This window comes from Streptomyces sp. NPDC050619, assembly GCF_040654815.1.
In the GTDB taxonomy this organism is placed as follows: Bacteria; Actinomycetota; Actinomycetes; order Streptomycetales; family Streptomycetaceae; genus Streptomyces.
Map to the genome: position 1 here is coordinate 285,594 of NZ_JBFAIR010000001.1, position 13,380 is coordinate 298,973.

The 13,380-nt window shown below is 69.9% G+C and carries 11 protein-coding genes; 5 read left to right on the top strand and 6 right to left on the bottom strand.

What is annotated here, in order from left to right; all coding sequences use genetic code 11:
• Positions 1-3 precede the first annotated feature (3 nt).
• Positions 4-1,068 (bottom strand): ABC transporter substrate-binding protein, encoded by a 1,065-nt coding sequence (locus AB0I77_RS01295; RefSeq protein WP_363280194.1) that lies wholly within the window; start codon positions 1,066-1,068, stop codon positions 4-6.
• A 202-nt stretch (positions 1,069-1,270) separates the two neighbouring features.
• Entirely contained in the window at positions 1,271-2,500 is a 1,230-nt protein-coding gene (locus tag AB0I77_RS01300; protein WP_363280195.1) for an ROK family protein, read from the bottom strand.
• A 436-nt stretch (positions 2,501-2,936) separates the two neighbouring features.
• Here AB0I77_RS01300 and AB0I77_RS01305 point away from each other — a divergent pair, with 436 nt between their 5' ends.
• Positions 2,937-3,518, top strand: coding sequence for a biotin transporter BioY (locus AB0I77_RS01305; RefSeq protein WP_363280196.1), 582 nt, complete (start codon positions 2,937-2,939; stop codon positions 3,516-3,518).
• A 5-nt stretch (positions 3,519-3,523) separates the two neighbouring features.
• On the opposite strand, the gene AB0I77_RS01310 is transcribed toward AB0I77_RS01305, so the two are convergent.
• Complete coding sequence (locus tag AB0I77_RS01310; RefSeq protein ID WP_363280544.1) at positions 3,524-4,852, bottom strand: FAD-binding oxidoreductase; 1,329 nt, start codon at positions 4,850-4,852, stop codon at positions 3,524-3,526.
• Positions 4,853-4,929: 77 nt separating this feature from the next.
• Complete coding sequence (locus tag AB0I77_RS01315; RefSeq protein WP_363280545.1) at positions 4,930-5,655, bottom strand: hypothetical protein; 726 nt, start codon at positions 5,653-5,655, stop codon at positions 4,930-4,932.
• A 176-nt stretch (positions 5,656-5,831) separates the two neighbouring features.
• Here AB0I77_RS01315 and AB0I77_RS01320 point away from each other — a divergent pair, with 176 nt between their 5' ends.
• On the top strand, positions 5,832-7,454 hold the full coding sequence (locus tag AB0I77_RS01320; protein WP_363280197.1) for a serine/threonine-protein kinase: 1,623 nt from the start codon (positions 5,832-5,834) through the stop codon (positions 7,452-7,454).
• A gap of 60 nt (positions 7,455-7,514) precedes the next feature.
• On the opposite strand, the gene AB0I77_RS01325 is transcribed toward AB0I77_RS01320, so the two are convergent.
• Positions 7,515-8,984 (bottom strand): amino acid permease, encoded by a 1,470-nt coding sequence (locus AB0I77_RS01325; RefSeq protein ID WP_363280198.1) that lies wholly within the window; start codon positions 8,982-8,984, stop codon positions 7,515-7,517.
• A 224-nt stretch (positions 8,985-9,208) separates the two neighbouring features.
• On the opposite strand from AB0I77_RS01325, the gene AB0I77_RS01330 reads away from it, so the two are divergent.
• Positions 9,209-9,694 carry a ribose-5-phosphate isomerase gene (locus AB0I77_RS01330; protein WP_363280199.1) on the top strand — a complete coding sequence of 162 codons (486 nt, stop codon included), beginning with the start codon at positions 9,209-9,211 and terminating at the stop codon, positions 9,692-9,694.
• 63 nt (positions 9,695-9,757) lie between these two features.
• Positions 9,758-10,576 (top strand): DNA-formamidopyrimidine glycosylase family protein, encoded by an 819-nt coding sequence (locus tag AB0I77_RS01335; protein WP_363280200.1) that lies wholly within the window; start codon positions 9,758-9,760, stop codon positions 10,574-10,576.
• A gap of 46 nt (positions 10,577-10,622) precedes the next feature.
• On the opposite strand, the gene AB0I77_RS01340 is transcribed toward AB0I77_RS01335, so the two are convergent.
• Positions 10,623-11,876: a GNAT family N-acetyltransferase gene (locus AB0I77_RS01340; protein WP_363280201.1), complete on the bottom strand. Its 1,254-nt coding sequence runs from the start codon at positions 11,874-11,876 to the stop codon at positions 10,623-10,625.
• 162 nt (positions 11,877-12,038) lie between these two features.
• Between AB0I77_RS01340 and AB0I77_RS01345 the strand changes: the two genes are divergently transcribed.
• A complete protein-coding gene (locus AB0I77_RS01345; RefSeq protein ID WP_363280202.1) occupies positions 12,039-13,226 on the top strand; it encodes a PP2C family protein-serine/threonine phosphatase in 1,188 nt (395 codons plus the stop codon).
• Positions 13,227-13,380 lie beyond the last annotated feature (154 nt).

Sequence of the window (13,380 nt, forward strand, 5' to 3'; positions counted from 1 at the left end):
CGCTCACCTCCGGTACTCCGCCGGTACGGACTTCGCCGCGATGCCCTCGAAGCGGCGGTCGAAGAGCGAGTCGACCTTGAACTCCTTCACGAAGCCGCCCTCCGCCAGCAGATCGGCGGTCTCCTGCTCCCACTTCACGGCCTCGTCCCAACTGGGCGAGAAGAGCGGCTTGTTGGCGAGCTCGGTGATCGACCGTGCCTGCGCGAGGCTCAGGTTCTGCGTCTTGACGTAGAACTCCTCGTTCCAGACGTCCGGGTGCTCGTACTGCCACACCTGGCCCTTCGCCCAGTACGGGATGTACGCGGCGACCGCGGCGGACTTCGCCGAGTCGGACAGCACGGAGGTCGGCGCCCACAACAGGTTGAGCAGGTCCACGACGTCCGTGGTGATGGCGCGGGCGCCCTTGGACTCGTACTGCTGGAGATAGGCGGGCGCCTGCTGGTTGGCGAGCGGCGCGATGTCCACCTGCCCCGACTGAAGTGCCGTGAGGAACTGGTTGCTGGTCAGCGGCACGAGCCGCACGTCGTCGTACGCCAGCCCGGCCTTCTTCAACGCCCGCAGGAGTACGACGCCTTGGGCCTGCCCCTGCGAGAAGGCGAGCTTCTTTCCCTTGAAGTCCTCGACCGAGCCGATGTCGCTGCCGGGCTTGGTGGCGAAGAGATAGTTCGGCTTGCGGGTGATGTTGATCGCGACGATCTTCGCGTCGTAGCCCTGGAACTGCGCCTGGATCGGCGGAATTCCCGCATTGTTGGCGACGTCCAGGGACCCGGCGCGGAAGGCGTTGATGACATCGGGTCCGGCGCCGATGTTCGCCCAGCCGCTCACCTTGAAGGGCAGCTCGCCGAACTTGGCCAGCTTGAACTGGAGTTGCTGGACGTTCTGGTACGAGGCGATCTTGAGGCTGGTGCCGGCGGGGACCTTCTTCGCCAGCGGCTCGGAGAGCGACGACTTCGAGGCCGCCGTGCTGCTCCCCGCGCAGCCGCCGAGTCCGGCAGCGGCGGCGGACACGCCGAGCAGGGAGGTGAGAAAGAGCCGTCGGTCGATCCCGGACAGGGGTGGGGAAGGCATGGGAGGACTCCGTGAGCCGAAGTGAAAGGTGTGCGTGCGCGCGGAATTCCGGGCAGGAGAAAGCCAGGCAAGGGAATTCACGCAGGACGGTGTGGGCGCGCGCTTCAGGCGCGGCGACGTGTCAGCAACAGAGGGTGCGACAGCTCATGACCAGGATGTTCCTTCCCTCGGACCGGCCCTGTCAACATTCCGCGTTTCTGAATTAATTCCGCTGAGGTGAGGCGCCCAGCGGATCCCGATAAAGCACGTCCAGAGCCACCGTTCCACCCGCCACGGCAAGCACGGAATCCGCGAAACTCGTCGGCACCACGCCCGCCGCCCGCTCCGCCCCGACCTCGTCCCGCAGCGCGGAAAGGCAGTCCTCCCGGTGCCGGACGCCGATTTCGGTGACGACGACGGTCTCCGGGTTGAGCACGTCGAGCAGCAGCCCGACAGCCCGCCCGACCTGACGCGCACGGTCCACCAACAGCCCTGCGGCGGCCAGGTCGCCGTCGGCCGCCGCGGCGACCACGTGCATCGGGTTCACGCCGTCGATGACACCCGCCTCCCGGGCCCGCCGGCACAGGGTGCGCTCGCTCAACTCGGCCTGGAGGCAGCCGGTACGTCCGCACTCGCAGGCCTCCGTGCCGCCCGGCACCGGCAGATGGGCGATGGCGCCCGCCTGGCTGCGCGGCCCGTGGTGCACCTCGTCGTGGGTGGCGAACGCCGCGTCGACGACGTTGCCGACGAACAGGTGCAGCACGCTCCCGCTGCCGCGCGCCCGCCCGAACAGCCGCTCCGCGTTGACCAACGCCCGTGCATGTCCGTCCACATGGACCGGCAGCCCGGTGTGTGCGCCGACCACATCCCGCACCGGCACATCCCGCCAGCCCAGCAGCGGGTGCGCGACAACGGTCCCGGAGTCCCGGTCCACCCAGCCGCCGGCCGCCACACCAACACCCAGCGGCCGGGATCCCGGAGCCCCTTCGAGCAGCGCGGCCAGCCCGTCGGCGGCCCGCGCCAGCACCTGCCCGGGCTCAACCAGCCCGGCCGGGTGCTTCAACCGCCGCTCGGCGACGACCCGGCCGCGCAGATCCAGCAGCGCGACCGTGGTGTAGGGCACGGCCACATGGACCCCGCCCACAACGAAGCGCGATTCGTCCAGGTCGACCGGCACATGGGGCCGGCCCACACCCTTGGACTGCCGGGGCACGGCGGCCTCACGGATCAGACCGAGCCCCGTGAACCGGGCGCAGTAGTCGGTCACCGAGGCCGGGGACAGCCCGGTCAGCCGGGCGATGGTGCTGCGCGCGACCGGCCCGTGCTCCAGCACGGAACGCAGCACGACGCTGGCGCTGGTGCGACGCCGGTCACTGTCGGCGGCGCGGCGGGGGATGCGGGGCGAGTAGGGGGAGGAGGGTGGTGTGAGCGTGGGTGCCGCCATGGCGATCATCCTCGGGAACGGGTCCGACAGTGCGCCGTCTCATGAGTCGAGGCGCATCGGATCCGCTCCGCCCGCCTCGATCTACCGGCGGCAACAGACGGCCGTGCCCACGCGTCGCAGGTCGACATGGCGACGCGACGAGAAGTTCCGGGACTGGGCGACCATGTGCTCGAAGTTAGCAAATCGGTCCTCCGCCGCCCAGACGGCGACCGAGGGGCGAGACGGCACGCGGCCACATCCGAGACCACCTCCGTGAACACCTCTGTGACCACTTCACCTTCACCCCAGTGACCGGCATCACCCCGTACCAGGTGTAGCCCCCACCTTTTGTCCGGAGCCCACCACGCCCGCGCTCCCCCCTTTGTCGAGCGCTGACGGTGATGGGTGCGAGGGCGCTGGGATAGCGTCACCGTGTCCCGTGTCCACACCACCCCGCGGAGTCCCCATGAGCACCGCTGCCGTCGCCCCCGCCCGCACCGGGCAGGTCCTCGCCGACCTGCTGCCCGTCTCCCGTGTCCGGGACATCGCGCTCGTGGCCGGCGGTGCCGCGCTCACCGGCCTCGCCGCCCAGATCGCGGTGCCGGTGCCGGGCTCCCCGGTGCCGGTGACCGGCCAGACGTTCGCAGCGCTGCTCGTCGGCACGACCCTCGGCGCCCGCCGCGGCCTCGCCGCGCTCGCCCTGTACGCGGTGGCGGGCGTCGCCGGTATGCCGTGGTTCGCGGACGGCAAGTCCGGCGGTGCCATGCCGTCCTTCGGATACATCATCGGCATGATGCTCGCGGCCTTCGTCGTGGGCGCCCTGGCCCGCCGCGGCGCCGACCGCTCGATGCTCCGCATGGCCGGCACGATGCTGCTGGGCGAGGCGATCATCTACGCCGTCGGCGTCCCGTACCTCGCCTACGCCGCCGACCTCTCGGCGTCCGCCGCGATCGCGGCCGGCCTCACCCCGTTCCTGATCGGCGACGCCCTGAAGGCGGCCCTGGCGATGGGCCTGCTGCCCTCCGCCTGGAAGCTCGTCAAGCGCTGACCTGGTCAGCCGCTGCGGAAGAGGTTCGCCGGGTCGTACTGCGACTTCACCTCGGCGAGCCTCTTTCGCGTCTCCGCGTCGTACAGCCCCTCGGTCCGATCGCCCGCCCCGAACGCGAAGTTGACCGCCCGGCCGAGCGTGACGGGCGCGAGCGGCGCGAAGGCGGGGTCCAGAAGCCGGCGGGCCTCCTCACGATTACCCATGGTCAACAGCCGTACCAGGAAACGCCCTTCGCGATAGGGCACCGAGTTCGGCGCGGGCCGCGCCAGCGCCCCGCCCAGCTGATTGATCTGCACGACACACATGGCGCCCGCGTCCGGCCCGGTGCGCGCGAGCAGCCCGGCGGCCCTGTCGACGTCCAGTTCACTCAGCACCGAGCTGTCCCCGTAGTACGCGTGCGGGAAGTCCGGATCGCTGTGGATGGTGTGGCTCTCGGCGTACGTCATCTCCCGCAGCGAGTCGGCGAGCACCGGCCCGGTCTCCCGCAGCGGGGCGACGAGCCGGTCACCGTCGGCGCCGGTGTACGCGACCCGTACGGAGACGACATACCGCCCGCGCAGCCGCGGCGGCAGCGCCGGGAGGTCCGGATACGGTACGGCGGCGAAGGACGACGTCAGCCCGTCGGGCACGGTCCGCGTCCACGCTTCGTACGCCCGCAGCACGGCCGCCGGATCGACCTCCCGTCCGTCGAACGCGAGCGAACCGCCGTAGAGCGTCCGCACGGGGACGAGCCCGATCTCCAACTCGGTGACCACGCCGAGGTGGTGTCCCCCGCCCAGCAGCGCCCAGTACAGCTCGGGGTCGGATGCCCGGGTCACGTGCCGCAGCCGGCCGTCGGCGGTGACGACGTCGAGCGCCCGTACGTGGTCAGCGGCGTAGCCGAACTCGCGGGCCAGGATGCCGAGTCCACCGCCGAGCGTGTAGGAGACGGCACCGACCGACGGGGCGGAGCCGTTGAGCGGCGCGAGGCCGTACGGCTCGGCTGCCGCCACGACCTGCCCCCAACACACTCCCGCCTGGACGCGGACGGTTCGGGCCCCCGGATCGACGTGCAGGCCGTCCATGCGCCGCGTCGTGACGAGGACGCCGCCCTCCGAGGCGCCGGGCAGCCCGTGTCCGGTGGCCTGGACGGCGAGGGGCAGCTTCGCGGCGGCGGCATACCGTACGGCGGCGATCACGTCCTCGGCGCGGCGGGCGGCGGCCACGAGGGCGGGCCGCTGGGCGAAGCCGGTCTGGAAACCGGCGAGTTCGGCTTCGTAGTCCGGGTCACCGGGACGGAGAACGAGCAGGTCTTCAGCGACGCCGGTCAGGCCTATGCGGTCCATGCGTTCCATGCGTTCCATGCGGCCCATGGTGGAGGCATAACCTGACAGTTGCCGTCATGTTATGCCTCCTCTCATGGTGTGCTGGTTCAGCTCTCCCGTTGCGCGCTCGGCCGCCGCTGTGACCACCACAGTCCGGCCGCTCCCGCGGTCAGCAGCGCCGCGCCCGCCGTGCCCAGCGGCAGGACGTCACGCCCGAGACCGGTCTTGGGGAGTTCGTCGCCGCCCGGTGCCACCGGCTGGTTGTCGGTGCCGAGCAGCAGCGGGGTGGCCGGGGCGTTCGGCGACGGGTTCGTCGTACCGAACGGAACCGGGCCCTGCTGCCAGAACGTCTTCTTCCCGTCGCTGGTCCGCACCAGCAGACAGACCTTTCCGGTCTTGCCGAGGTCGAACGTCGCGTCGACGGCGTACGACTTCGACTTCCCGGCCGCGAGATTGTCGATGGGGCAGGTATAACCGCTGTTCGAGCCCTCCGGCAGATTCTTTTCGTCGATCGGAGAGCAGCCTTGAGCGTTCTTGACCGTGAGGCCGTCAAAACCGACGACCCAGAGCCGGATCTCGCCGCTGTCCTTGGTTCCCTCGTTCTTCGCCGTGGCGGTGATATCGGTTTCTTCGGAATCGTTGTCGACCGAGATCTTCTCGGGCAGCAGCGTGGTCAGCCGCACGCCCGCCGGTGCCTCGTCAACGGCCTTTCCCCCCTTGCTGCTCCCGGGCCCCTGGTCATCCGCTCCGGCGGTTCCGGAGAGGATCATCACGGCCGAGAAGGATGCCGTGACCAGCGAACCCGCGATGGTCGTCGTACGACGAGAACTCATGTTCGTCCTCATGTCCGCCCCCCTTGGCTGCGTCTGAATTCGCAGTACTTGAAGAGGTACCACAAGATTTCTCCGCACTATGCTGGTACGGCGCCAAGTGTGACCAATTGAGGGGGTGCAGTGGATTGCCGGGAAAGCCGGGGGATACGAGGAGCGGTGGAGTTCCAGGGTTACTGGTGACGGGACGCTATCGATTGGTCGAAAGTATCGGACAGGGGGGAATGGGGCGGGTGTGGCGAGCCGCCGATGAAATACTCGACCGGCAGGTCGCCGTGAAGGAAATGCGCATCGACGGCCTGGACGCCGAGGACACCCGAACCCGCCGCGAACGCACCCTGCGGGAGGCCAGGGCCACCGCCCGGATCGACCACCCCAACGTCGTACGCGTCTACGACGTCGTGGACGAGGGCGAACGCCTGTGGATCGTCATGGAGTTGGTGGCCGGCCGCTCTCTCGAACAGATCATGGCGGAGGAGGGCCCCCTGGGCCCGCGCGAGACGGCACGCCTCGGGCTCGAACTGGTGGAGGCGCTGAGCCAGGTGCACGCCCGGGGAGTCCTGCACCGGGACATCAAACCCGGGAACGTCCTGGTGGAGAACGGCGGCCGACGAGTCGTCCTCACCGACTTCGGCATCGCAGCGATCCAGGACGCCAAGGCGCTCACCATGGTCGGCATGCTGGTCGGCTCGCCCGACTACATGGCCCCCGAGCGCGTCTCCGGCCGCCCGCAGGGCCCGCCGTCCGACGTGTGGTCCCTCGGCGCGACACTCTGCGCGGCCCTGGCCGGCCGTTCCCCGTTCTCCCGCGGCACCACGCTGGCCACCCTCCACGCGGTCCTCTACGAGGAGCCCGAACTGCCCGCCACCGCCGGGCCGTTGCGGGACATCCTGGCCGCGCTGCTGGAGAAGGAGCCGTCATTTCGACCGGGGCTGGAGGATCTGGAGTCCTCGCTGCGGCAGGTGGTTGAGGTCGAAGTCGAGGTTGAGGTTGAGGTTGATGTGGAGGGGCGGGAGGCGCCGGTCGATTCCCCCGAGCCACCACAGCGACGTCCCGAACCCTCGACACCAGCCGCCTCCCGAGGAGCCGCCTCGCTGGTCCGCGCGGTGGCGGAGGCGGAGACCCAGAGGCGCCCAGCGCCCGCGCCCCTTCCCGCGCCCCCGGGCGAACTCCCCGCCCCCGCCCCTCCCCGCCGTGCGGCCCTCGTCACCGCCGTGGGTCTGGTCACCGCGGGTGCCGTGGTCGCGATCGTCCTCGCGGCGACCTCCGGATCGCCCGACACCACCACGGCGGGCCCCTCCCGGTCGCCTTCGTCCTCGCAGCCCCCGTCCAGCACCGCGTCGCCGACGGTCGAGGGCACATCCAGGCCGCCGAGCCTGCCACCCGGCACCCACGAGGAGGCGGGCGGTTTCGCCTGGGCGACGCCCCAGGGCTGGCGGCGGGACGTGAAGACGGGCGCGGAGGTCCACTACACGTCCCCGGACGCCAAACAGGAACTCGCCGCCAAGTCCTCCCTCGCCCGCGGCGACCTGATGGAGACCTGGCAGACCTCGGAGCAGAACGCCCGGAAGGGCCAGAACTACCGGAAGATCCGCCTGGAGGAGACGACGTTCCGCGACTGTCCCGCGGTCGTCTGGGAGTACACCTTCACGCTCAAGGGCGTCCCGTGGCACGCCCGCCTGCTCGGCTTCAACACGAGCGGCAAGTCGTACCAGATCAACACGTGGTACCAGCCGGAGATCGAAGCGCAGGCGCTCAAGACCTACGGCAAGGTCAAAGACAGCTTCACGGTGAGGGACTAGGTGCGCCGGGACAGCACACCTAGTCCTCCACCAGCTCTCTACCTTCACGAACTCACGAAGTCACGAAGAGTCCGCCTTCACGGAGTCCGCCTCCACGGAGACAGCGCCCCGCCCGCGCCCAACCCTCTCCTTCACGAGGGCGATCGCGATCACGACCGCCGCGACCATCAGCGACAGCAACATGGTCTCGCGGCCGTCGTGCTCGGTGTCGGTCAGCATGTAGCCGATGACGAAGACGAGCAGCGCGGCCGTCGCCCAGGTCAGGTACGGGTACAGCCACATCTTCACGACCAGCTTCTCCGGCGCCTCGGCCTGGATGATCCTGCGCATGCGCAGCTGCGAGAAGCAGATCACCAGCCACACGAACAGGGCGACCGCACCACTGGAGTTGACGAGGAAGAGGAAGACGGAGTCCGGGAACTTGTAGTTGAAGAACACGGCGACGAAGCCGAACACGACGGAGGCGAGGATCGCCGCGAGCGGCACACCCCGACTCGTCGTCCGGGCGAAGGCCTTTGGCGCGTCACCGCGCTGGCCGAGCGAGAAGGCCATGCGGGAGGCGGTGTAGAGCCCGGAGTTGAGACAGGACAGCACGGACGTCAGCACGATGACGTTCATGATCTGACCGGCGTGCGCGATGCCGAGGGAGTCGAGAGCGGCGACGTAGGAGCCGTCGTCCTGGATGGACTGGGCATCCCAGGGCAGCAGGGTCACCACGACGAAGATCGAGCCGAGGTAGAAGATGCCGATACGCCAGATGACGCTGTTGGTGGACTTGGTGACGGCGCGCTGCGGATCCTCGGACTCACCGGCCGCCAGAGTCACGATCTCACTCCCCATGAAGGAGAAGACGACGAGCAGTACGCCGGTGAGGATCGCGCCGGGCCCGTTGGGCAGGAACCCGCCGTGGTCGGTGAGGTTGCCGAGCCCGGCCTGGTCGCTGTCGACCCCGGGCAGTAGCCCGAAGACGGCGAGCCCGCCGATGACGACGAACGCACTGATCGCCACGACCTTGATCCCGGCGAACCAGAACTCGAACTCGCCGTAGGAGCCGACGGAGACGAGGTTGCTGGCGGTGAGCACCACCATCACGATGAGGGCCCACCCCCACTGCGGTACGGCGGGAACCCACCCTTCGAGGATCTTGGCCCCGGCGGTCGCCTCCACGGCGAGCACGACGACCCAGAAGAACCAGTAGAGCCAGCCGATGGAGAACCCGGCCCAGCGGCCGAGGGCACGGTCGGCGTGCGCGGAGAAGGACCCGGACGTCGGATTGGCGGCGGACATCTCACCGAGCATCCGCATCACCAGCACCACGAGCGTGCCGACGAGCGCATACGACAGGAGGATGGCGGGCCCGGCGGTGGCGATACCGGAGCTGGACCCGACGAACAGTCCGGCTCCGATGACACCACCAATGGCGATCATCGACAGATGGCGGTTCTTCAGTCCTGCCTGGAGACTGCCGCCGGGTTCACCGGGGGGCTCGGAGGCATGACCGGCCTGGGGGAGGGTCGGCTGCGAGGTCATGGACGGTATTCCTTTGCGCCGGGTGAGCTGTTTCCCGTACGAGGGGGACGACGGGGGGTGAGCAGTGTTCAGATCGGTCCAGTGAATCGGAGGTGAATAGATTCGTGAACCTTTGATTCCGGATCGTTACTTGAGGTTTTCCTGAGGTTCTGTAGTGTTGCTCACAGTTTTCTGGATCAACCCCCGGCGCTGCTACCCCGCAACACCCGTGTCACACTCATCCCATGCGCGTGTATCTCGGCTCCGACCATGCCGGCTTCGAACTCAAGAACCACCTCGTGGAGTGGCTCAAGGAAGCGGGCCACGACCCGGTCGACTGCGGTCCTCATATCTACGACGCCCAGGACGACTACCCGCCCTTCTGCCTGCGCGCCGCCGAGCGGACGGCCGCGGACCCCGAGGCCCTCGGCATCGTGATCGGCGGCTCCGGCAACGGCGAGCAGATCGCGGCGAACAAGGTGAAGGGCGTGCGGGCCGCTCTCGCGTGGAGCGAGGAGACGGCGTCGCTGGGCCGCCAGCACAACAACGCGAACGTCGTCGCGGTGGGCGCGCGCATGCACACGCAGGAGGAGTCGACGAAGTTCGTCGAGACCTTCCTGAACACGCCGTTCTCCGGCGACGAGCGCCACCTGCGCCGCATCGAGATGCTGGCCGGCTACGAATCGACGGGCGACCTCCCGCCGATCCCGGCGCACCACCCGCAGCAGTAGGCACTACGGCCCGCAGCAGTAGGCACTACGGCTCGTTCTCGACCCACCCGAAAGTAGGGCGCCGTGCCGGAGGGGCACACCATTCACCGGCTGGCCCAGGACTACGCCGCCGCCTTCCTCGGCACGCCCCTCCAGATCACCAGCCCCCAGGGCAAGTTCACCGACGCCGCCGCCCTCCTCACCGGCACGGAACTCACCCACACCGAAGCCCACGGCAAGCACCTCTTCCTCGGCTTCCGCGACAGCGACTGCGTCCACATCCACCTCGGCCTCTTCGGCAAGGTCACCCTCGGCCCGGCCCCCGCGCCGCCGCCCACGGGCACCGTCCGTCTCCGCCTCGCGAACAGCACGTCGTACGTCGATCTCCGCGGCCCCACCACCTGCGCCCTGATCACACCCGCCGAGAAGCAGGCGATACACGACCGCCTCGGCCCCGACCCCCTCCGCGAGGACGCCGACCCGCACTCCGCGTACCAGAAGATCTCCCGCAGCCGTACGACGATCGCCTCCCTCCTGATGGACCAGAAGGTCATCTCGGGCGTCGGCAACGTCTACCGCGCCGAGGTTCTCTTCCGGCACCGCGTCGACCCGTACCGCGCAGGCAGCAGCATCACCCCCGCCGAGTGGGACGCGATCTGGCAGGACCTCGTCGACCTCATGCGCGAGGGCGTGCGCAACAACCGCATCGACACCGTCCGCCCGGAGCACACCCCGGAGGCGATGGGCCGTCCACCGCGCGTCGACGACCACGGCGGCGAGGTCTACGTCTACCGCAGGGCCAACCGGCCCTGCCACATCTGTGGCGGCGAGATCCGCACCGCCGATCTCGCCGCCCGCAACCTCTTCTGGTGCCCGACCTGCCAGAAAAACCAGATCAGTTGACCCGCCGTAAGAGCCGTAAGAGCCGTGAGAGCCGTAAGAACCGCCTTCAGAACCCGTGCGGCAACCAAGGCGCGACAACGGACCCGAACCCTACCGCCGCCTCCGCCAGCGCCCCCTGCCGCACTTCCCGCACCCGCCCGGCCGCGGCCAGCGAGGCGAGGCTCACCCCGCCGAGGTACGCCGCCCCCAACTCCCGTACCGACAAGCACAGATCAGCCGCCTCCGTCGTACGGCCGCACGACGCCCCCTTCGCGTCCCCGATCAGCCGCCAACGCCCCGCGTTCCACGGGCAGAAGTCGTCCTCGACCTCGAACACCACATCCACCGGCGCCTGATACGTGCGCGCCTCCAGCGCGGCCCCGACATCCACCAGCCGGACGAACAGCGAATCCCGCACCCGCAATTCGCACCGCCGTATGTCGGACACCATCGACAGCCACGGGTCGTCCATCGGCCGCCCGCGCGCCGTCAGCGTCGACGTCAGGTCGATCTCGAACAGGAACCGCCACAACGCGGCGTGCGCCGCCGCGTCGAGCGCCTCGGTGTCGTGGAGGACCACCGTGCCCTTGGGCCCGGCGGTCTCCCACTCCGGCTTGACGCGGAAGCGCGCGTACCCCACGATCTCGCCGGCGCGCTCGGCCACCACGCACTGCAACGGTGACGCCCCGTCCCGCCCGCTCTCCGGATCGAGCAACGCGAGCCGCTCCCACCCGGGCAGCCGCGCCAGCATCCCGGGCCGGCCGGGCACCACGCGCGCGTACACCGCCTCGCACGCCTCGAGGACGTCGGCCGGCGCCGCGTACCGCAGCCGTACGTCATCGGTGCCGGGCGGCACGGACAGCCGTACGCGCGTCGTGTCCACCTTGAGGTTGAAGCTGTGCGTGGCCGCGCCGTAACCGAACCGGCCGTAGATCGCGGGCTCGGAGGCCGTCAGGACCGCCAGCGGCCGGCCCCACTCCCGTACGTCGTCCAACTGCCGCCGCATCATGGAGCGCAGCACCCCGCGGCGCCGGTGCGTGGCCGCCACGCTCACCATCGTCACGCCCGCCGCAGGCACCGAGGCGCCGCCCGGCACGGTCACCCGGAAGCTGAACGTGCCTGCCGTGCCCACGCAGTCGGCCCCGGCCCAGGCCCCGAAAGAGCGGTCGAGTTCCGTGAGCGAGTCCCACAACTCCCGCTCCTCGGGCGCCTCCGGGACGCCGCCGAAGGCGCGGATCAAGCTGTCGTACCACTGGCCCCACTCGTCCCGCCGCAGCACGCGCAGCTCGGTCGCGGCGTCGGCCGCGAAGTCTGTCGTCATGAACCATGGTTACCAGCGCGTTGCGGGACGGGCCAGGGAATTTCGGCGTGATGGCGGCGCGGTGGCCTTCTGTGAAGTTCACTGTGAAGTTGAGCCTCGGACGGGGGACAAGTGGGACCTCCCGTGCCAAGCGGCTGGTCGGATGGATAGGGTCCCGAACTAATGGCAGCAGGACGAGAGCGGCGTGCGGAGGCCGAGACGTTCGCGGCCCGGTTGAAGATGCAGTGGCACCGGGCCCGCGTCGGCCTGCGCAGAAGTGCCGTCGACTACTTCCGCGGCGACGGCTCGGACTGGGTCGCGCTGGCGGGCCTGCTCATCACCGTCCCGCTGATCGCGGCCACGACCATGGCCAACTCGGTGTGGTGCTCACCGGCCGCGCTGGTCCTGCCGATCGTCGCGGGCGGCCTGCTGCTGCGCCCGGCGAGCCTGCTCGGCCTGTACGCGGCGGCGGCGACCGCTCTGATCGTGGAGTCGGTGCAGCTGGGCCCGTACACGGAGGGCCCGTCCAGGGTCACCCCGGGTGTCGTCCTGGTGGTCGCCGCCTGCGGGTTCTTCGGTCTCCTCATCGCCCAGTTCCGCAGCCGGGTCGGCGTGCCCTGGCGGCGCGGCGGCACCATGCTCTTCGACCTGCGTGAACGCATCCGGGTGCAGAGCAAGCTGCCGCAGCTGCCGCAGGGCTGGCACCGGGAGATGGCGCTGCGCCCGGCGGGCGGGCAGTCCTTCTCCGGTGACTTCGTCGTCGCGGCCCGGACCAACGGCGGCCGCACCATGGAGGTCGTCCTGACGGACGTGTCCGGCAAGGGCATGGACGCGGGATCGCGGGCGCTGCTGCTGTCCGGCGCCTTCGGCGGCCTGCTCGGCTCGCTGCCCCCGCACGCCTTTCTCCCCGCCGCGAACGGCTATCTGCTGCGCCAGGACTGGGACGAGGGCTTCGCGACCTCCATCCACCTGGTCCTGGACCTCGACTCCGGGGACTACGAGCTGTACTCCGCGGGCCACCCGCCGGGGCTCCAGCTCAGCGCGGGCAGCGGCCGCTGGGAGGAGAAGGCCGCCGACGGCCCGCTCCTTGGCGTGTACGACGGCGCCCAGTTCGACCCCGTGAAGGGCTCGCTGCGCCCCGGGGACGTGCTGATGCTGTTCACGGACGGCCTGGTGGAAACGGCCGAACGCGACATAGTCGAGGGCATCGACCGCCTCACCGGCGAGGCCGACCGCTATGTGGCCGGCGGCTTCCACGGAGCCGCCTGGCACCTGATCGAAGCGGTGGCCAAGGACGTCAACGACGACCGGGCCCTGCTGCTGATCTGCCGGGAAGGTCCGACGGCCACGTCCCAGGCGACGCCTCGCTGACCTGCGCCGACGCCTGATGGTGGGGTTTTCCCCAGGTCGATTCTGCGGTCGACCTCATGGTTCGGCCCGTCTGTGCTCCGTACGTTCGAGACATCACCGCGGTGAGTGCCGACCTGCCGGTGATGCCCGACGAACGACATGCGACGGACCGGAG